Genomic DNA, 16,937 nt, shown 5'->3' on the forward strand with positions numbered 1-16,937 from the left:
TCTATGAGTAGCTCACGGCACCCAATCGCACTCCGTCTGGAGCAACAGGTGGGGGGCGCGACGCGCCTCCTCGCGACGGTCATGTTGCTCCCGCTGGTCGACGGCATCTTCGCAGCGCTCGTGCTCGCGGGCGCACTCGAGACGCCCGTCGGCATCGCGCAGGTCGGACTGCTCGTCTTCGGTGGGAGCGCGACGCTCGCCGTCATCCTCGCAGAGATGGACCAGAACCCGCGGGAGCAAGCGACGAGCGTGCTCGCCGTCGGCATCCCGCTGATCGTCATCGCTGCGACGGAAGCCGCGCTCGCCCCGACAATTCGGACCGTCGTCGACATCCCGACGTTCGAGCGCTTCGCCGGACTGGTCATCCTCGCCATCGCCGCGAAGACCGCGAGTTCGACCATCGGCGAGTACCTCCCCTCGCCCGGAATCATCATCGGCCTCGGGTTCGTCGCGAGCCTCCAACCGAACCAGATCGCGTTCGTCGTGGCACACGACGTCGGATTGATGCTCCGGGCTGCGGCCGCCGCGGGAATCGCAGTCGCGTTCGCGCTCGCGGTCGTCGCGCTCCAGCCGTACCTCCGCCGCATCGTCGACATCGACCGCTTCCGCTTCGGGAGCGCGGTCGCCCTCGGCACGCTCGCGCTCTCGATCTTCCACGTCGTGCCGTCGAACGCGCCTCTCGGCGTGTTCGCCATCGCGGCGCTGCTCGCGTTCGACCCGGACGGCGAGAACGCGCCCGCCGACGCGTCGAGCGACACGCCGGGGGACACGCCGACGGTGTCGACCGACGCGCCAGCGGTGTCGACGGACGGTGGCAACGACGCCGAGAGCGAGGATCCGTCGACGTACGGCTACCCCAGCGAGGACAGCACGGAAGAGCGCGCGCCCTGGCTCTGAGCAGGCCCGCGCCGACGACCGCTTTCGCTCTGACGGAACTCTTTAGCGTCGGGCGACCCTCCCGCCTCTATGGCCGAGAATCGAGTCGTGCAGGGGCGAATGGTGACGCCCAAACGCCTCGCCGAACTCGTCGAGGGTGAGTCCGTGATGGACGCCGAACCAATCGAGGACGCCGACCGCGAGTGCCCGGACTGCGGCGGTGACGTGCTCCGCGTCGGCTACATGCCCTCCGTCACCGAGTTCGTCACTGGCTACAAGTGCCAGGACTGCGACTGGAGCGAGCGCGAGGAGTGACGCACGCTGCAGCGTAATTCACGCCTGCTGCGTAATTCACACCCGTAACGTGGCTCACGCCCGCACCTCGTAGTGTGTCGCCTCGTCCTCGAACCGACTGAGTAGGTCTCTCGCTCGCGCTGGCACGTGCGCGGACCGGTACTCCTCGCCAGCGAACGCCTCGACGGCCTCCCAGTCCGAGAAGTACGCGATAGTCACGAACTCCACCTCGTCCTCGTGCTCGCGCCGTAACACCCGGAACCCCTCGAACGCCGGCTTCTCCTCGGGGTCCGGGAACGGCTCGGACGAAACGAACGCCTCGTAGTCGTCGGCGTTCTCGTGGGTCGTCCACCCGCGCCACATCCGTGCAATCATCACGACGCTGGCTTCGTTGGCATGACCTGTCGACTTTGGGGTGGCGGCACAGTGTGTGAGTGGAGGGACGCCTTCGGCACCGACCACCACTCGCTTCGGACGAACCCACTCGCGTTTCCGAGAATCGAAACGCTCTTAGGCGAAATCGTCATACGAATCGATGCACGGGGCTGTGGCCAAGCCAGGCATGGCGACTGACTCCAGAGGTCACGCGCCCGGGACGACATTCCAGACTGGTATACCGAGCGACCGACTGATCATCGGTTCGCGACGACGACCCTCTGGAGTTCCGAGGCGCACCGGAGATATCAGTCGATCGGGGGTTCAAATCCCTCCGGCCCCACTTCTCTACCGACTGAGGATACAGTGGTCTCTCGTTCCGAACAGGGTGTAGCGCAGACTGGAGCGTGGGACACTGTCTTCGGTAGCCGAGTCGTTTTTCCGGTGGCGCGTCCGCTAATGTATATGGCGACGCTCGGCGCGAAACTGGTTGGGATGGACGCGGTCCCCGCGGTGATTCACTACGCGGACGGCGGGATGGACGGGCCGCTGGAGCTCCAGCACGTACAGGTGGACGGCGACACGGTGAACGCCGTCGTTCACGTGCAGGCCGGCGGGACGCAGTCGCTCGCGCGAATCACCGGCGGCGTGGACGACGAGGAGTTGTCCCTCGAGATTCCGACCGAGGCGGTGGAGTTCGACTCCGTCGAGGAGTTCCTGGGCGCGGACGACATCTTCGAGACCGCGAAAACCATCGTGGACGTGCAGACCGACCTCTGACGGGGTCGGCGCGAGCACCGCGGTGCGTTCCGGTTATTCGGCTTCCGTTGTTTCGGTCGTGTCGGTCGGTGTGAGCGGTTGTTCGAGCGCGCCGATGAGGTACTCTGGGGCGTCGACGTACTCGAGATCCTGTCGAGTGTACGTGTCCCGGCAGCCCCAGGTGATGATGCCGAGTTCCTCGGGGTCGAGTCGCACGATGACGAGACGGTCCTGGGTGGCCTGGTCGGATGGACAGGGTTCGCTGATCACGGATTCGGCGCCCTCGGAGGGCGTGTTCCGGAGCGCGGAGCGGACCAGGTGTGTGGTGCCCGGTTCGAGAGCGTTGAGGAACTGGAGTGCGGTTCTGGCGGGAACCCGGTACCACGCCTCGACCTCCCAGTCGACCGTGCCGTTCGTCCGCGGGCCGACCATCACCGCGACTTCCTGTTCTTCCCTGGTCGTGTTCTCGACGTAGACGTGCCCGGGTGTGGCCTGACTGTTGCTCCCTGCACATCCTCCGAGCGTGGACAGCGCGACAAATCCGGTGGCCCGTAGCACGTCCCGGCGAGCGAACGAATCCCCCATGGGCGTAGTTCCCTCGGAATCCAGAAAAGCGTATTTGCCGGGTTGGTTGCAGAACGCCGTTATCTCGACGACGGTGGAGAGAGGGGTAGTCAGGCTTGGGCGTTCTCGGTTCGAAGTTCGAGGCAGTTCAGGGTCGAATCCTGGAGTGCCTCGAACCCCTGATGCTCTCGAAGGACGACACGACCACCGACTGGTGATCACCGAGTCCTGATTCGACCACCCTCCGCACTTTTCACTTCGCTCGTTGACAGGATACACATGGCTAGAGGTCCGACACCCGCCGAGATATTCGACCGAGCGGTCGACGAAGGCCAGCGCCGTCTCGACCAGTCGCTGCTCGAACTCGTTTCGACCAGTTTCATCGCGGGGTTCACGATCGTCTTCGGGGTCGTCGCACTCGGCATCGTCGAGGCGATAGTCCACCCCCGGTTCGGCGACGTCTCCCGAATCGCAGGTTCGCTCGCGTTCGGTATCGGTCTCATGTTCCTGATCGCGGGTCGGACGGAACTGTTCAACGAGAACTTCTCGGACCCGACTGCGGCAGCCATCGACGGGTCGGGCTCTACTGACCGCTCGCGGTCGCAGGTGCTGTGGAAACTCGTCAGGTTGTGGGCCGTCACGTTTGTCTTCAATTTCGTCGGCGGCGGTCTCTTCGCGCTCGTCTTCTCCGTCGAGGGTGTGCTGCCGCCCGGGACAGCCGAGTCGCTGGTCACGTTCGCCGAGGAGACGACGCACAAGAGCGCCTGGGCCTGGTTCGCGGACGCCATCGCGGGCGGTGCACTCGTGAGTCTACTGTCGTTCCTCCTCGCCGCCGTGGAGAGTTCGGGGAGCCGTCTCGTCATGGCCTACGTCGTTGGATTCCTGCTCGCCCTCGGGCCGTTCTCACACGTCGTGGTCACCGCCTTGCACGTCTTCTTCGGCATCCTCTTCGGTGCGAACATCGGCTTCGTGGCACTCGCGGAGATGATCGGAATCGTTACGGCCGGCAACTTCGTCGGGGGGCTTGGTCTCGTCACGCTCACCCACGTTGCGCAGGCGAAGGGCGCCAACGAGTCGAGTGATTGACTCCGTAACCCAGACCGGGACCGGCCAGCAGTTCATCGACCGAGTCCGACCAACAGTTCATAATTGGGACGCAATCCAAAACCGATATACCGTCAGCGTGCGGACTGCCGACTAACCGTGACGAACACGCAGGTGACGCTCGTGCAACTCGACAACTACGGGCCGTGGACGGTGACGCCGGAACCGCGCCGCGAGGTCGACCTCCAGACGATGCAGTCCCGTCTGTACGCCGACCTCTCGCAGGCGTTCGGGATGCGGGACGGCTACGTCTTCTTCACGCGCTTCGACAACATGCTCGCGGTGACGAACGGACTCGACCTGGAGGACCACGCGCGCATCCAGGAGTCCATCCGGAATCGGTATCCGGTAACGGTCAGCCTCTCCATCGGCGCCGGACCGTCGCCCGCGAACGCGCTCGTGGACGCGACCGCCGCACTCCAGGAACAGGGGAGCGCTCAGGACGCCACTCGGACAGAGGCGCTGCTCGGCCAGCCACTCGAGGAGAGCGAGCGCACGGACGACGACGTCCAGATAGCGCACTTCGACGTCGTCGACGCCACAGAAACGTACACCGACGAACTCGACGCGTACTCGTCGTTCATCAACATCGAGCAGGGCTATGCATCGCTGATGAAGCACATGCACGACGCCCACGACTCGCTGTCCTTCTTCGTGGGCGGGGACAACATCATCGCGGTCTGTCCGTCGCTCTCGGACGCGGAGTATCAGGAGGCCATCGAGCACGTCCTCGAGGACGCCGGCGTCGACCTCCGGGTGGGTGTCGGGCACGGCGCGTCCGCCCACGACGCGGGAATGGCTGCCAAGCACGCTCTGGAGGACGCCCGCGAGGACGGCACGTACGTCGAGACGCTCGCGCACTGACGACGTCAGCACACCGACGCCGGACGTCGTCGGCCGCGTGCCGACTGTTTTTTGGGCCGCGTCGCTCACCACTCTGTATGGCCGGCGACCAGTTCCTCGGTGAACCGGACCCCGAGGAGCGCATCGTCCTGCACGTCGACATGGACTGCTTCTACGCGTCCTGCGAGCGACTGCGCGAACCCGACCTCGAGGGCGAACCGCTGGTCGTCGGGATGGGGTACGAGGCGGGCGAGACGGTCGGCGCGGTCGCCACCGCGAGCTACGAGGCCCGTGAGTACGGCGTCGAGAGCGCGCAAGCCATCGGCTCCGCGCTGGAGAACCTCCCGCGGAAGGCCGAGAACCCGGACGACCCCGACGCGGGCCGCTATCGGCCCGTAGACATGGACTTCTACCAGTCCGTCGCGGCGGACGTCAAGGACATCCTCCACGAACTCGGGGACACCGTCCGCGAGGTGAGCATCGACGAGGCGTACCTCGACGTCACCGAGCGCACCGATTGGTCGGTCGCCGAGGGCTTCGCGCGGCACGTCCGCCAGCGCATCGAGCGCGAGGTCGGCGTCCCGGCGAGCGTCGGCGTCGCGCCGGACATGAGCACCGCGAAACTCGCGAGCGACCACGACAAACCCGAGGGTCTGGTGGTCGTGCCGCCGGACGACGTCCGGGAGTTCCTCGCGCCCATCGACATCGCGGACGTCCACGGCGTCGGTCCCGTCCGCGCTTGCGAACTCCGCGAGATGGGCATCGAGACGGCGGGCGACCTCGCGGACGCGGACCCCTACGACCTCGTGGAGCGCTTCGGGGAGCGCGGTCGCGACCTCCACCGGCGCGCAAGGGGGAAGGACAACCGCGCCGTCGAACCCACCGGGAAGCCCAAGAGCCTCTCCCGGGAGTCCTCCTTCGACGGCCCGACCGGCGACTTCGAGCGCGTTCGCGAGCAGGCGCGGACGCTCGCCGAGGCGGTGGCTGACCGCGCCACGCGGAAGGACGCGTTCTATCGAACCATCGGCGTGAAGGTCGTGACGCCGCCCTACGACGTGAACACGCGCGCACAGTCGCTCCCCGGCCCGGTCGACGAACCCGACCTGGTGGAGGAGATTTCCATGGACCTGCTCGCGGAATTCGAGGACGAGCGCGTGCGGAAGGTCGGTGTCCGCGTCTCGAATCTGGATTTCTCCGAGCGCGAACAGTCGAGTCTCGATGGCTTCGAGGGGAGCGGTGCTGACGGAGGCCACAGCCGCCAGCAACGCGGTGCCGAGGCGGACACAGACACGCGACGCGACTCCGCGCGAACACGAACCCGGAATCACGATGGGCAGTCCTCGCTCGGAGAGTTCGAATAGTCGGCTTCTCGTCGCTATCCATCGGGCGAGACTGATAGCGTCCTTCGCCAGTTCTACCCACCGAAACCTGGAGGACGCGACCGTTCAGTAGCGCGTCGTCACGGAGACGGGCGTATCTTCGCCGCATTCGATTCGAGCGTCGAACGGCGGCGTCAGGCGTGCGAGTGACTGCTGGTCGTGGGCAACCGGGTCGATGTGGTAGTGGGCCACCGCGTCCGCCTTGTTCATCTGCTGGGTGAGCACTCGTACGAATCGGAACAGCGTCGATACCGACGTGTACGCCAGGATTTCGGTCAGGGAGTCGAAACAGACCGTCGCAGCCGTCGAGTTCGACGGCACCGCGTCGAAGAAGTCCTGGATCGCCATCCCCACCCCGGTCAGGTCGCGTGGGTCTACGCTGCGAACCTGTGCCTGTCCGTGCGTCCCTTCTCGTCCCTCCGTCTCCGTCAACCAGATTAGCCCCAGATTCGAGTCGTCATGGCTGACGTGTTCCGCCCACGCGTTCAGCCACGAGTCCGGGGAGGAGAACGTAACGACTAGTACGTCGTTTCGGCCCTCCGTCATCGTTGACAACAGCGTCTCGTGGACGTCGTGGGACGCCTCGTCCGAATGGCGTTCCATCACGAGAATGTTCGTGGCGTCCTCCAGATCGTCGACCAGTTCCGATGTCGAATCACTCATCGGATTCGACCACTCCCTTCATGGCGTCCATCACTGGTTGGATCGGCGTTCCCGCTTCTAGCGATACGTACACCCCAGTCTCCTCGCCGACAAATCGGACGATGGTCGCGTGGTCCATCAGAACGACGAACGCTCGCACTACGCCGAGGTTTCCGTACATCTCCTCGTACAGTTCCTGCTGGGTGAAGTCCAGTCGGTAATCCGAATGAAGCAAGTCCGCGAGGTCCGAGAATGCCTCCTCACCGCCGAGTTGTTCCACGACGTCGTCGCGAATGCGCAACACGTTGAAGTCGTGTTCGTCGTACTCGACGATCGTACGCAAGTCGTCGCCGACGACGTCCACGATGGCCTCGTCGATGGCCTCGCAGTCGAACCGGCTCAGTTTGCCGCGCTGAGTGTCGGTGGTCACGAGGCGACGTTGACAAACGACACAAAAAGTACTACCGGCTGGTGCTGGTCGCTGTCGACGCGGAACTCGCGACGGCTGCTATCGTACGCCTCGTTCAACAACTCACTGAAACGTCGATGCAGCGGCCGCGTGGCGGACAACGGCAGCGTTTTGTCGCTACCCACCTACCGACGGACGTGAACAAACTCCCGAGCGCGGGCGAGGATTCGTGGCACCTCCCCCAGCACGCCCACGTCGTCGTCTACGACGCCGAGGACGGCGGGCAATTCCTCACCATCTACGACTGCGGGGCCGCCCAGAAGCCGCCGTCCGCGCAGATCGTCGGGAATCTCGTGCGCACGCGAGCGGCCCACGAACTGCAGCGCCAGCCGACGGGCTACATCGTGAAGATGCGAGAAGAGTCCGTACTGACCGAACAGGACGCCGACCACTACGTCATCGAGTAAGCGAACCGAGTCCCATCTGCGTCACACCGGTATCTCGAACAGCTGTCACTCCTGCATGCCGAGCAGTTGTAGCAGACTGAGGAAGATCACCACGAAGTCGATGTAGAGGCTGATAGCCCCGGCGACCGCGCCGAAGTCGCCTTTTAGTATCTTGCTCATGTCGTAGAGGATGAACAGCGAGAAGACGACGATGCTCACGACGTCCAGAGCGACGGCGACCCATCCGGGGAAGCCGACGAAGTACGAGAGCACAGAGAGCGCGATGATGCCGAAGACGGCGGCGATGAGCGCGCCACCGAGGTACGAGAAGTCCTTCCCAGTGACGAGCGGGATGGCGGCGAACCCGACGAACACGACCGACGTGATGACGAGCGCCTGGGCGACGAGGTAGCCCATCCCCGCAGAGAGGTACGTCTGGATGATGGGCGCGATGAACACGCCCTCGAAGGCCGCGAAGGTAACGGCGAACACGACGTTCGCGGGGTAGTGCTCCCGGAACGCCTGTGCCCCATAGAAGACGCCGACCTGTACGGCGAGCAGTCCCAGAAATCCGAGGAGGCCGAGGTCCGCGACGAGGCTGGTGTACCCGAGGCGGATGGTCCACGCGGTGACCGCTCCGGACACCAGCAACATCATCGCGAACACCGGGAGGACGCGCTGGAAGAACGTGACCCGACCGTGCTCGCTGTCGACGCCGAACGACCGCTCGGAACTGTGGCCGAAGGTACCGCTCATGGAGCGACGTGTGGAGGGGCGACACAAGAAGGCCGTGGTTGGAGAGCGCCGGGAACGAACAGGCTGGGTCTGGGAAGTCCCCGAAAGCGAATCAGGCCAGCGGCGCGACGAGGTTCTCGAGCGCCGCACGCGGGTCGTCGGCCTTCGCGACGCCACTCGCCAGGAGCACGCCGCTGGCGCCGAGCTCCCGCGCCGCAACGAGGTCCTCGCCCGTGCTGATGCCCGCACCGCAGTAGACGTCCACAGTCGGATCGACGGCCTCGGCGGCGGCGACGGCGTCCTCGACAATGTCGGGGTCGGCCTGTGAGACGGGAGTACCGGAGCCGATGAGTTCCGGGGGTTCGACGGCGACGGCGTCCGGGCCGAGCGCCGCGGCGGCGGCGATCTGGTCGGGGTTGTTCGCGCAGACGACGGTGTCGAAGTCGGCGCGGTCGGCGGCGCCGAGGCTGTCGTCGATGTCGGCAAGTTTCATGCGTTGCTCCGAGTGGTTGAGGAGCGTTCCGGTCGCGCCGTTGTCCGCGGCGGCCTCCGCGAGCGTGCTGCCCGTGTGGCTGCCGTGGGAGACGGGACTGACGTGCTGTGCGAACGTCGTGACGCCGGTGTCGGCCACGCGAGCCAGGTCTGTGGCCTGGGGCGCGACGGCGACGTCGACGCCGGACTCCTCGGCGACGTCGCGGGCCGCTTGGGAGACCGCGACGGGGTCACAGGGGTAGGCCTTCAGGTTGACGAGTACGAACACACCGGAACGCCGGGCGCCCGGTCGAAAAAACTTCCTAGCTCGGTCGACCGACGAGATGGACTGAGGTTCTAGCTGCCGTCGCCCTTCCGTCGGACCTTGTCGCCGAGCGTGAGGCCCGCGCTGTCGCTGCTGCTCGACCACTCCTCGTCGCTCGTGTCGCCGGACTCCGTGAGGGAGATGCCCAGCCGGTTCTCGAGTTTCCCGCGGACGTCGTCGCTCGGGAGGCTGTCGCCGCGCTCGAGTTTCCGGATGACGCTGGCCTTCTCGTGGAGTTCCTCGGCGAGTTCCTCCTGACTGAGACCCTCGGCCTCGCGGGCGTTCCGGACGCGGTCGTCGTAGTCGCCCGCCAGTTCGTCCATCTGGTCGAACATGTCCCGGCGGCGTCGGTTGTCGCCCCCGCCACTCGAGGACGACGCCGACGAAGACGAGGACGAACTCGAGGACGTAGAGTACTTCGTGCTCGTGGTGCTCTCGGAGCTGCCCGTCTCGACTTCCGTACCGAAGTCGGTACAGTCGCCACAGACGTCTAACTCCGCTCCCTCCACCTTCACGGTCTTGGGACTGGACGTCTCCGCACCACACATCTCGCACTGGACCATACCCGGGATTGGCCGGGCGCGTGTATAAATCGCACGCCGCGAGCCAACTGCGTGTGGAATCCGGGACCGAGCCAGCGATCGGCCGGTGACCAGGTCCTCGGTCAGCCGAGTTGCCGCCACGCGGAGACGAACCGCTGGAGGGCAGTGAGGTGGCCGACGACGGCGAACAGGCCGAGCAGGAGCGCGACCAGGGACACCCCGGAGATGGTGGGGGTCACCGCCGCGGCGGCGGCGGTGATGCCGACGAGCGCGAGGCGGTCGGCGCGCCCGAGCAGGCCGCCGTAGACGCGGTCGAGGCCGACCGCCTGGGCCTGCGTGCCGAGGTACGACGTGAGCAGGACGCCGGTGACGGCGGCGAGACCGAGGTCGTAGCGCCCGATGCCGGCGGCGAGGCCGGCGACCACGACGACGTCTGCGTACCGATCGAGGACGTGGTCGAGCAGGTCGCCGGCCTCCGAGTCGGTGCCGAGTTCCCGCGCCAGCGCGCCGTCGAGGAGGTCGAGCCACCCGTTCAGGAACACGCAGAGCGCGCCGACGCCGTACGCGAGCGGCGTGGCTACGTAGAACGCGCCCGCTGCGGCGAGCGCGAGCGCGAACGCAACCACACTGACGGTGTTCGGGGTCGCGCCGAGGCCGCGCGCGCCCCGGACCCACGGCCGGAGCAGGCGCGTGGCGACCGGGCGGAGTCTGTCGAGAGTCATCGGTGACTGATTGTGGCGTCCGTCATAGGTAGTCCGTGAAGTCGACGTCGCCTGCCGAGGAGTCGCGGTCGCCCGCGATGGCGGCCTCGATGTCCGCAGCGACCGCGTCGGGGTCGCGGTCCGTGGTGTCTATCTCGTAGACGGCCGACTCGCCGTGGACCTGCACGGCTTCCCCGAGAATCACGTCGAGTGCCTCACTCTCCGCGTTCTCGCCCGCCTTCCGTTCGGGTTCACCGCGCTCGGTGAGTCTGGCTTCGAGGTCGGCGGGCGCACAGCGCAGGACGACTACGCGGTCGACGTCGAGGAGGTGCGCGAGATGGGACTCCACCAGAATGTCGTCCTGGCCGTCGAGGCGCTCCCGGATGGCTTCGAGGTCCGCGACCTTGCTGTCCCGTTCTTCGTCGACCTCCGTGTAGAGGCGTTCGTCCTCGATCAACTGGTTCAGATGGACGACGTCGAGGTCCGTCTCGACGCGCTCGGTCGCGGTCGTTTTGCCCGTGCCGGGCGTTCCGGTGACGGTGACTCTCACTCCGCGAGCACCTCGTTCAGCACGTCGACGGCGCGCTCGGTCTCCTCGCGCGTGCCGCAGGTGACGCGGACGCAGGCCGGCAGCCCGAAACTCGAGCAGTCGCGCACGATGACGCCCTCGCGCTGGGCGGCCTCCGCGACGGCTGACGCGTCGCCGACGCGCGCGAGCACGAAGTTCGCGTGGCTCTCGTACGTCGGCGCGTCGAGTTCCTCACGGAGGTACTGGCGTGACCACTCGACCGTCTCGACGGTGCGCTCGACGTGGTCGTCATCGTCCATCGCGGCGATGCCGGCCTCGCACGCGACGGCGCTCGCAGCGAACGGCGTGTTCACGCGAGCGTACGCGTCGGCCCACTCGTCTGGCACGAGCGCGTAGCCGAGGCGGACGCCCGCGAGCCCGTACACCTTCGAGAACGTGCGGAGAACGGCGACGTCGTCGCGGTCGTCGAGCAGGCCGACGGCCGATGGCGCGTCGCTGAACTCGCCGTACGCCTCGTCGACGACGACGAGCGTGTTCTCGTCGGTCTCGTCGGCGACTCGCTGCACGTCCTCGAGTGCGAACCGCGCGCCGGAGGGGTTGTGCGGACTCGTGAGGTAGACGACGCGCTCGCCGTCGTACGCTGAAAGTACTCGGTCGGCGGTGAGCGCGAAGCCGTCGCCGGGGTCGTCTGCGGGTGGCGCGACGTCGTACTCGTTGACGGCGCCGTGGTGGAAGCGCGCGCTCATCCCGTAGTACGTGAACCCGGGCGTCGGCACGAGCACCGCGTCGCCGGGGTCGAGCGTAGCACGAGCGAGGTAGTCGAGCGCGCCGTCGCCGCCGTTCGCCAGCCACACCTGCGCCTCGGTGACGCCCCAGCGCTCGGCGATCTTCGCCGTGAGGTCGGCGTGGACGGCCTTCGGGTAGCGGTGGACGTCCGCGGCGGCGTCCCGGATGGCGTCGGCGGCCGCCGGACTCGGCCCGAACGGATTCTCGTTCGAGGAGAGTTTCACGAACTCCCCGGGGTCCCGGCCGAGGTCGCGCGCGACCTCCTCGATGCCCCGACCCGCCCGGTACTCGACGTGGTCGGAGAGGTCCCGTAGTTCCATGTCCGGAGGAAGTGGGGGGCGGGCCTTAAGCGTGCCTTCACGGGCACAGTCGCCGCCTCGGCGTGACGACGCCTAGTAGCCGGTGCTTAGCCGCCGAGACGACTCGCTAAGCGGTCCATTGTAAAGGCCGGCGGCGGCGAACCGCACCCCATGGCACTCATCGACTCGCTCGTGGCGTTCGTCGTCAGCCTGCTCGTCGGCGCGTTCGGCATCTACGTCGGCGCGCGCGTCGTCGTGGACTCAGACGACTACGGGTACGCCATCGTCACCGCGCTCGTCGGCGCGCTGGTCTGGTTCGTCGTCGCGCTCTTCTTCGGATGGATTCCCCTGCTCGGCCCGCTGCTCGCGCTGCTGGCGTACGTCGCGGTCATCAACTGGCGCTACCCCGGCGACTGGCTGGCGGCCTTTGGCATCGCGCTCATCGCGTGGGTCGCGACCATCGTCGTGCTGTACATCGTCGGCATCCTCTTCGACATCTCACTCGAAGCCGTCGGCGTCCCGGGCGTCTGAGAGGGCTAACCCAGACGCCGAACCGCCACGCACGCGCCGCCAGCGAGTCTCGACAGACGCGGGTCAGGCCCGGTCGACGCCGTGTTCGAGCGTGCCGACGCCCTCCACCTCGACTTCGACGCGGTCGCCATCGGCAAGCGGGCCGACGCCCGACGGCGTCCCGGTCAGAATCACGTCGCCGGGTTCCAGCGTGAGGTACTGCGTTATCTCCGCGACCAGTTCCGGGATGGAGAAGATGAAGCGATCGATAGCGGAGGACTGGCGCGTCTCTCCGTTCACGCGGAGTTCGACGCTGGCGTCCTCGGGCACCTCCTCGGGCGTGGCGAGCACCGGGCCGAGCGGGCACGCGCCGTCGAAGGCCTTCCCGCGCACCCAGTTCTGCTCGCGGTCCTGGTCGTCGCGGTTGGACACGTCGTTCGCGCACGTGAACCCCCTGACGACGTGCATCGCGTCTCCTTCGTCGACGTTCCGGCACTGCTCGTCTACGACGACGGCGAGCTCCGCCTCGTGCTCGATTCGGTCCTTGCCCGCGGGCGGCGTCACGGTGTCCCGGTGGCCCGCCAGCGTGTTCGGCGGTTTCAGGAAGAGCAGTGGGCGGTCGGGCACGTCCTCTCCGCGCTCGTCGGCGTGCGCGGCGTAGTTCCGCCCAACGCAGACGATTTTGCTCGGTTCACACGGCGGGAGGACGTCCACCTCGCCCACGTCGTGGGTCTGTCCGCCGAAGGAGACGGCGCCGTCCTTGTACTCGCCGCGCCGCACCGCGCCCGCTGGGTCGCGGAATCGCATCTCGTGCATGCGTTCGGGTTCCCGCGGCACCGGCGTAAGAATTTGGAACGAGCGCGGCCCCCGTGGACGGAGAACGCGCCTCCAGCGGCGCACTTCGGTGGCGCGCTGATCAGCGGCGCGCTACCAGCGGTGGTGGACGTGCTGGGCGACGTGCTGTTCGTACACGTCACGCGCGGCGCCGTGGGCCTCGTGGCTCAGCGGGTCTGCGTCCGCCGCGGCGACGTTGCTGCGGATGTGTTCGGGGTTCGTCGAGCCCGGAATCACCGTCGAGACGGCGTCGAAGTCGAGGATCCAGCGGAGCGCGAACTGCGCCATCGTGAGGCGCTCGGGAACGTGCTCGCTGAGCGCGTCTGCGGCCGCGGCGCCGGCTTCGAGGGGGACGCCCGCGAACGTCTCGCCGACGTCGAAGGCGTCGCCGTCGCGGTTGAAGTTCCGGTGGTCGTTCTCCGGGAACGAGGCGTCCGCGTCGATGGCGCCCGTGAGGAGGCCCGAGGCGAGCGGTACGCGAACGATGACGCCGACGTTCTCGCGCGCGGCCGCGTCGAGGAATCGTTCGGCGGGACGCTGGCGGAACGGGTTGAAGATGAGCTGGACCGTCTCCACGCCCGGGTACTCGATGGCCTTCAGCGCCTCCTCGACGCGTTCGACGCTGACGCCGTAGTGGTCGAGTTTGCCGGCGCTCCGGAGGTCGGCGAGCGCGTCGAATGTTTCGGGCTGGTAGTACGCGTCCGTCGGCGGGCAGTGCAGTTGCAGGAGGTCCAGGGAGTCCACGCCGAGGTTCTCCCGCGAGCGGTCGACGAACCGCTCGATGTTCTCGTGCGTGTAGCGCTCGGCGTCGTGCGGGTCGAGGCGCCGCCCCGCCTTCGTCGCGACGATGGGGTCGTCAGTGCGTTCTTCGAGAACATCCTGAATCAGGCGCTCGCTGCGCCCGTCGCCGTAGACGTCCGCAGTGTCGAGGAACGTCACGCCCGCGTCGAGTGCGGCGCGTACGGCGTCCCGGCCGACGTCCTCGGGGACGTCGCCCCACTCCGCGCCGATCTCCCACGTCCCGAGGCCGACTTCACTCACGTCGAATCCGGTCGAACCCAGCGGTCTCGAATCCATACCGAGGACTCGAACGCCCGCCACGTAACCGTGTGGGAATCCCGCGAGCACGGCCGGTTCCGCCACGTGGTCCCAGGACGCGTCCAGTGTGGCAGTTCCTACGCTGTCGCGAGGTAGAAACAGAACGCGACGAAGCCGACGGTGCCGGTCACCAGCGAGAGCAACAGGCCGAACACGAACACGTCCGCGAGGCCGCCCGAGACGTCCGCGGTGAATCCGGCGACGACGGCGAGTTCGAACACGACGGCGCCGAGCAGGGCGTTCCGCACGCGGTCGGGGTGGCTGCGTGACGGGGACTGGTTTCGAACAGCGTCTGCGTCCATACCGAGTGCATCCACGGGGCCGGGAAGTACCCTCCGGGCCGTGGGCTTTTATGTGGGATTCGGGAGTAGTGGTACACGCTATGGAACTCACCTGGTACGGACACGCGACCTGGCACGTGGAACTCGATGACACGAGCATTCTCATCGACCCGTTCTTCGACAACCCGTACACTGACACCGACCCGGAGGAACTCGACCCCGACCACGTTCTGCTGACACACGGCCACGCCGACCACATCGCGGACGTGGACCGCTACCGCGACTCACACTTCGTCGGCACGCCGGAACTGATGGGGTACCTCACGGACCAGTACAGCATCGACAGCACGACGGGGATGAACCTCGGCGGCACCGTCGAACTCGACGACGCGTTCGTCACGATGGTGCGCGCCGACCACTCCAACGGCATCGACACGGGCTACGGGACGTCCGCCGGGATGCCCGCCGGCTACGTGGTCTCGGACACGAAACCGACGCAGGTCGCCGACGAGGACAGCGAGTCGTTCTACCACGCCGGCGACACCAGCCTCCACACGGAGATGCGGGACGTTATCGCGCCGTTCCTCGAACCCGACGCCGTCGCGGTGCCCATCGGCGACCACTTCACGATGGGGCCCTGGCAGGCCGCCATCGCCGTCGACTGGCTGGACGCGGACGTCGCGTTCCCGATGCACTACGACACGTTCCCGCCCATCGAGGTCGACACCTCGGACTTCGAGCGGGAGGTCGAGGCCACCGGAAGCGACGCCGACGTCGAAGTGCTGGACGGCGAGGAGACGTTCGACTTGACCGACTACCTGTACTACTGACAGAGGCCTACAAGTCTGAGGGCAATCCGACGATACACGAAATCCTGCAACCATCGGCACCTAGGGAGGTGTTGATTTTCGGCTTATATCGCTCGGAGCCGTGTAGAAGATTGTCCCCAATCAATCTCGGATTCGTAGTTAGATGACTTAGCTTCCCTGTCATAGTTGAGTAGGTAAAGCAGGAAGACCGGTGCGGAGAACGATGAGTAGCCAAATGGGGATTGTGACCAACAGGAATACGGCCACAGCCTTAACCGTGCTTCTAGTGTCGGCATACTTTTCAAACTCGATCCGAGCTGCGTTAACGACCGCCCCTGCTGTAGGGATACTGGCCAGTAGGACAGCCAAAAGAACAAGATACAGCGTCGTTCCACCGACGCCGAGAGCATTTGATTTCACCGCGAGGGCAAACACAAGTCCAATTGCTACAAACAGAATTGCGATGAGACTGTAACCGAGAAAGATTGCCGTACAGTACCTCAGTAGAGAGTTCTCGAAGTGGTCAATTGTGTCTTGGGGCGAGTCGAGGATGTGGGACCAAGCGGCAACACCGATTGCTGTCGCAGTTACCATCAAGCTCAACTCTGACACGGCCATATCCATACCACTTGTTCATTAGCTAAAAGGTCGGCGGAGGGGTCACACGCTGAATCCCTTTTTGCCTGACGATGGGGTGCCTGTTGATTTGCATGAATCATTTACGAAGCTAAGAAACCTCCAACACGATGGCTAGCCATTTTCTGACGGGCACCACTGGAAGAACAACGCTTACGGGTGGGGCGCGTCACCGTTCGAGTGCAATGACCATCGAAGTCACGAGCACGTCCGAGGAAGGCTACACGACCCGCTCCCGCGTGGGGGAGTTCGAACTCACCGTCGACGCGACGAGCGAGGAGGGCCCCGAACCCAACGCTACGCTGCTCGCTGACTACGCGTCGTGTTTCGTCCCTGCGCTCCGCGTCGGCGCGGACAAGGAGGGAATCGAGGACCTCGGTCGCGTCGACGTCGACGTGGAGGGTGACGTCGACAGCGAGGACGACCTCACCGCGATCCGGTTCCACCTGCTCGTCGAGACGGAACTCGACGACGGCCAGTTCGACGCCATCGTCGACCGCGCGGAGGACATCTGTCACGTGCACGCGGCGCTCCGCGAGGAACTCCACGCGGACATCTCCGGCGAGACGGGCGCGTTCTGAGGCACACCGAACGCACACCAGCGCCGGATTCACAGAGCGCCGAACGCACACCACCGACGAACGCGCACCACTTCTTCGATTTTCTGTCGCAGGGTACAAGCCAACCACC

At 66.2% G+C, this 16,937-nt stretch carries 24 protein-coding genes and 1 tRNA gene; 11 read left to right on the forward strand and 14 right to left on the reverse strand.

Annotated features, from left to right (window positions below):
• Positions 1 to 3 precede the first annotated feature (3 nt).
• Positions 4 to 897 (forward strand): DUF5794 domain-containing protein, encoded by an 894-nt coding sequence (locus tag LT970_RS05890; RefSeq protein WP_232688540.1) that lies wholly within the window; start codon positions 4 to 6, stop codon positions 895 to 897.
• 69 nt (positions 898 to 966) lie between these two features.
• Positions 967 to 1,191 carry a DUF5795 family protein gene (locus LT970_RS05895; protein WP_232688541.1) on the forward strand — a complete coding sequence of 75 codons (225 nt, stop codon included), beginning with the start codon at positions 967 to 969 and terminating at the stop codon, positions 1,189 to 1,191.
• Between the two features lie 54 nt (positions 1,192 to 1,245).
• Here LT970_RS05895 and LT970_RS05900 read toward each other — a convergent pair whose 3' ends face one another.
• A complete protein-coding gene (locus LT970_RS05900) occupies positions 1,246 to 1,545 on the reverse strand; it encodes a hypothetical protein (protein ID WP_232688542.1) in 300 nt (99 codons plus the stop codon).
• Positions 1,546 to 1,711: 166 nt separating this feature from the next.
• On the opposite strand from LT970_RS05900, the gene LT970_RS05905 reads away from it, so the two are divergent.
• Together LT970_RS05905 and LT970_RS05910 are read left to right on the forward strand one after the other, a co-directional pair.
• Positions 1,712 to 1,888: transfer RNA gene (locus tag LT970_RS05905), tRNA-Trp, on the forward strand.
• Positions 1,889 to 2,010: 122 nt separating this feature from the next.
• On the forward strand, positions 2,011 to 2,325 hold the full coding sequence (locus tag LT970_RS05910; protein ID WP_232688543.1) for a hypothetical protein: 315 nt from the start codon (positions 2,011 to 2,013) through the stop codon (positions 2,323 to 2,325).
• 33 nt (positions 2,326 to 2,358) lie between these two features.
• Here LT970_RS05910 and LT970_RS05915 read toward each other — a convergent pair whose 3' ends face one another.
• Complete coding sequence (locus tag LT970_RS05915; protein WP_232688544.1) at positions 2,359 to 2,889, reverse strand: hypothetical protein; 531 nt, start codon at positions 2,887 to 2,889, stop codon at positions 2,359 to 2,361.
• Positions 2,890 to 3,147: 258 nt separating this feature from the next.
• Here LT970_RS05915 and LT970_RS05920 point away from each other — a divergent pair, with 258 nt between their 5' ends.
• From LT970_RS05920 to dinB, 3 genes are all read left to right on the forward strand, one after another.
• On the forward strand, positions 3,148 to 3,954 hold the full coding sequence (locus LT970_RS05920) for a formate/nitrite transporter family protein (RefSeq protein WP_232688545.1): 807 nt from the start codon (positions 3,148 to 3,150) through the stop codon (positions 3,952 to 3,954).
• Between the two features lie 117 nt (positions 3,955 to 4,071).
• Complete coding sequence (locus tag LT970_RS05925; RefSeq protein WP_232688546.1) at positions 4,072 to 4,836, forward strand: GTP cyclohydrolase III; 765 nt, start codon at positions 4,072 to 4,074, stop codon at positions 4,834 to 4,836.
• Between the two features lie 77 nt (positions 4,837 to 4,913).
• The gene (dinB, locus tag LT970_RS05930; RefSeq protein WP_232688547.1) at positions 4,914 to 6,176 is read left to right on the forward strand and encodes a DNA polymerase IV; all 1,263 of its coding nucleotides are present in this window, start codon (positions 4,914 to 4,916) and stop codon (positions 6,174 to 6,176) included.
• 84 nt (positions 6,177 to 6,260) lie between these two features.
• Here the strand turns inward: dinB and LT970_RS05935 are convergent, their stop codons facing one another.
• Positions 6,261 to 6,857 (reverse strand): DUF7504 family protein, encoded by a 597-nt coding sequence (locus tag LT970_RS05935; protein WP_232688548.1) that lies wholly within the window; start codon positions 6,855 to 6,857, stop codon positions 6,261 to 6,263.
• Complete coding sequence (locus tag LT970_RS05940; protein WP_232688549.1) at positions 6,850 to 7,266, reverse strand: DUF7522 family protein; 417 nt, start codon at positions 7,264 to 7,266, stop codon at positions 6,850 to 6,852. The genes LT970_RS05935 and LT970_RS05940 overlap by 8 nt, the downstream gene beginning before the upstream one ends.
• Before the next feature lie 176 nt (positions 7,267 to 7,442).
• On the opposite strand from LT970_RS05940, the gene LT970_RS05945 reads away from it, so the two are divergent.
• Complete coding sequence (locus LT970_RS05945) at positions 7,443 to 7,712, forward strand: hypothetical protein (protein WP_232688550.1); 270 nt, start codon at positions 7,443 to 7,445, stop codon at positions 7,710 to 7,712.
• A gap of 45 nt (positions 7,713 to 7,757) precedes the next feature.
• Here the strand turns inward: LT970_RS05945 and LT970_RS05950 are convergent, their stop codons facing one another.
• From LT970_RS05950 to hisC, 6 genes are all read right to left on the reverse strand, one after another.
• Positions 7,758 to 8,447 carry a Bax inhibitor-1/YccA family protein gene (locus tag LT970_RS05950; protein ID WP_232688551.1) on the reverse strand — a complete coding sequence of 230 codons (690 nt, stop codon included), beginning with the start codon at positions 8,445 to 8,447 and terminating at the stop codon, positions 7,758 to 7,760.
• A gap of 91 nt (positions 8,448 to 8,538) precedes the next feature.
• On the reverse strand, positions 8,539 to 9,186 hold the full coding sequence (gene tpiA, locus LT970_RS05955) for a triose-phosphate isomerase (RefSeq protein ID WP_232688552.1): 648 nt from the start codon (positions 9,184 to 9,186) through the stop codon (positions 8,539 to 8,541).
• Between the two features lie 68 nt (positions 9,187 to 9,254).
• The gene (locus LT970_RS05960; RefSeq protein WP_232688553.1) at positions 9,255 to 9,785 is read right to left on the reverse strand and encodes a multiprotein bridging factor aMBF1; all 531 of its coding nucleotides are present in this window, start codon (positions 9,783 to 9,785) and stop codon (positions 9,255 to 9,257) included.
• A gap of 101 nt (positions 9,786 to 9,886) precedes the next feature.
• The gene (locus tag LT970_RS05965; RefSeq protein WP_232688554.1) at positions 9,887 to 10,486 is read right to left on the reverse strand and encodes a CDP-alcohol phosphatidyltransferase family protein; all 600 of its coding nucleotides are present in this window, start codon (positions 10,484 to 10,486) and stop codon (positions 9,887 to 9,889) included.
• A 22-nt stretch (positions 10,487 to 10,508) separates the two neighbouring features.
• Entirely contained in the window at positions 10,509 to 11,015 is a 507-nt protein-coding gene (locus LT970_RS05970) for an adenylate kinase family protein (protein WP_232688555.1), read from the reverse strand.
• A complete protein-coding gene (gene hisC, locus LT970_RS05975; protein WP_232688556.1) occupies positions 11,012 to 12,100 on the reverse strand; it encodes a histidinol-phosphate transaminase in 1,089 nt (362 codons plus the stop codon). Before hisC ends, LT970_RS05970 begins: the two co-directional genes overlap by 4 nt.
• Before the next feature lie 150 nt (positions 12,101 to 12,250).
• Between hisC and LT970_RS05980 the strand changes: the two genes are divergently transcribed.
• Positions 12,251 to 12,610, forward strand: coding sequence for a hypothetical protein (locus LT970_RS05980; protein ID WP_232688557.1), 360 nt, complete (start codon positions 12,251 to 12,253; stop codon positions 12,608 to 12,610).
• Between the two features lie 63 nt (positions 12,611 to 12,673).
• Here LT970_RS05980 and LT970_RS05985 read toward each other — a convergent pair whose 3' ends face one another.
• The 3 genes from LT970_RS05985 to LT970_RS05995 all read right to left on the reverse strand — a co-directional run bounded on the left by LT970_RS05985 (position 12,674) and on the right by LT970_RS05995 (position 14,823).
• The gene (locus tag LT970_RS05985) at positions 12,674 to 13,405 is read right to left on the reverse strand and encodes a fumarylacetoacetate hydrolase family protein (RefSeq protein ID WP_232688558.1); all 732 of its coding nucleotides are present in this window, start codon (positions 13,403 to 13,405) and stop codon (positions 12,674 to 12,676) included.
• A 111-nt stretch (positions 13,406 to 13,516) separates the two neighbouring features.
• Entirely contained in the window at positions 13,517 to 14,500 is a 984-nt protein-coding gene (locus LT970_RS05990) for an aldo/keto reductase (protein ID WP_232688559.1), read from the reverse strand.
• A 98-nt stretch (positions 14,501 to 14,598) separates the two neighbouring features.
• Positions 14,599 to 14,823 (reverse strand): hypothetical protein, encoded by a 225-nt coding sequence (locus LT970_RS05995; RefSeq protein ID WP_232688560.1) that lies wholly within the window; start codon positions 14,821 to 14,823, stop codon positions 14,599 to 14,601.
• A gap of 80 nt (positions 14,824 to 14,903) precedes the next feature.
• On the opposite strand from LT970_RS05995, the gene LT970_RS06000 reads away from it, so the two are divergent.
• The gene (locus LT970_RS06000; RefSeq protein ID WP_232688561.1) at positions 14,904 to 15,632 is read left to right on the forward strand and encodes a metal-dependent hydrolase; all 729 of its coding nucleotides are present in this window, start codon (positions 14,904 to 14,906) and stop codon (positions 15,630 to 15,632) included.
• Between the two features lie 159 nt (positions 15,633 to 15,791).
• Here the strand turns inward: LT970_RS06000 and LT970_RS06005 are convergent, their stop codons facing one another.
• Complete coding sequence (locus tag LT970_RS06005; RefSeq protein ID WP_232688562.1) at positions 15,792 to 16,229, reverse strand: hypothetical protein; 438 nt, start codon at positions 16,227 to 16,229, stop codon at positions 15,792 to 15,794.
• A 203-nt stretch (positions 16,230 to 16,432) separates the two neighbouring features.
• Between LT970_RS06005 and LT970_RS06010 the strand changes: the two genes are divergently transcribed.
• Positions 16,433 to 16,828 (forward strand): OsmC family protein, encoded by a 396-nt coding sequence (locus LT970_RS06010; protein ID WP_232688563.1) that lies wholly within the window; start codon positions 16,433 to 16,435, stop codon positions 16,826 to 16,828.
• Positions 16,829 to 16,937: the final 109 nt, after the last annotated feature.

Origin of the sequence: Halobacterium zhouii, assembly GCF_021249405.1 — an archaeon.
Classification (GTDB): domain Archaea; phylum Halobacteriota; class Halobacteria; order Halobacteriales; family Halobacteriaceae; genus Halobacterium; species Halobacterium zhouii.

Bases quoted from the DNA above. Each gene is read 5' to 3' on its own strand.
- LT970_RS05890 (WP_232688540.1), top strand. From the start codon at position 4: ATGAGTAGCTCACGGCACCCAATCGCACTCCGTCTGGAGCAACAGGTG.
- LT970_RS05895 (WP_232688541.1), top strand. From the start codon at position 967: ATGGCCGAGAATCGAGTCGTGCAGGGGCGAATGGTGACGCCCAAACGC.
- LT970_RS05900 (WP_232688542.1), bottom strand. From the start codon at position 1,545: ATGATTGCACGGATGTGGCGCGGGTGGACGACCCACGAGAACGCCGAC.
- LT970_RS05910 (WP_232688543.1), top strand. From the start codon at position 2,011: ATGGCGACGCTCGGCGCGAAACTGGTTGGGATGGACGCGGTCCCCGCG.
- LT970_RS05915 (WP_232688544.1), bottom strand. From the start codon at position 2,889: ATGGGGGATTCGTTCGCTCGCCGGGACGTGCTACGGGCCACCGGATTT.
- LT970_RS05920 (WP_232688545.1), top strand. From the start codon at position 3,148: ATGGCTAGAGGTCCGACACCCGCCGAGATATTCGACCGAGCGGTCGAC.
- dinB (WP_232688547.1), top strand. From the start codon at position 4,914: ATGGCCGGCGACCAGTTCCTCGGTGAACCGGACCCCGAGGAGCGCATC.
- LT970_RS05935 (WP_232688548.1), bottom strand. From the start codon at position 6,857: ATGAGTGATTCGACATCGGAACTGGTCGACGATCTGGAGGACGCCACG.
- LT970_RS05950 (WP_232688551.1), bottom strand. From the start codon at position 8,447: ATGAGCGGTACCTTCGGCCACAGTTCCGAGCGGTCGTTCGGCGTCGAC.
- LT970_RS05960 (WP_232688553.1), bottom strand. From the start codon at position 9,785: ATGGTCCAGTGCGAGATGTGTGGTGCGGAGACGTCCAGTCCCAAGACC.
- LT970_RS05965 (WP_232688554.1), bottom strand. From the start codon at position 10,486: ATGACTCTCGACAGACTCCGCCCGGTCGCCACGCGCCTGCTCCGGCCG.
- hisC (WP_232688556.1), bottom strand. From the start codon at position 12,100: ATGGAACTACGGGACCTCTCCGACCACGTCGAGTACCGGGCGGGTCGG.
- LT970_RS05980 (WP_232688557.1), top strand. From the start codon at position 12,251: ATGGCACTCATCGACTCGCTCGTGGCGTTCGTCGTCAGCCTGCTCGTC.
- LT970_RS05985 (WP_232688558.1), bottom strand. From the start codon at position 13,405: ATGCACGAGATGCGATTCCGCGACCCAGCGGGCGCGGTGCGGCGCGGC.
- LT970_RS05990 (WP_232688559.1), bottom strand. From the start codon at position 14,500: ATGGATTCGAGACCGCTGGGTTCGACCGGATTCGACGTGAGTGAAGTC.
- LT970_RS05995 (WP_232688560.1), bottom strand. From the start codon at position 14,823: ATGGACGCAGACGCTGTTCGAAACCAGTCCCCGTCACGCAGCCACCCC.
- LT970_RS06000 (WP_232688561.1), top strand. From the start codon at position 14,904: ATGGAACTCACCTGGTACGGACACGCGACCTGGCACGTGGAACTCGAT.
- LT970_RS06005 (WP_232688562.1), bottom strand. From the start codon at position 16,229: ATGGCCGTGTCAGAGTTGAGCTTGATGGTAACTGCGACAGCAATCGGT.
- LT970_RS06010 (WP_232688563.1), top strand. From the start codon at position 16,433: ATGACCATCGAAGTCACGAGCACGTCCGAGGAAGGCTACACGACCCGC.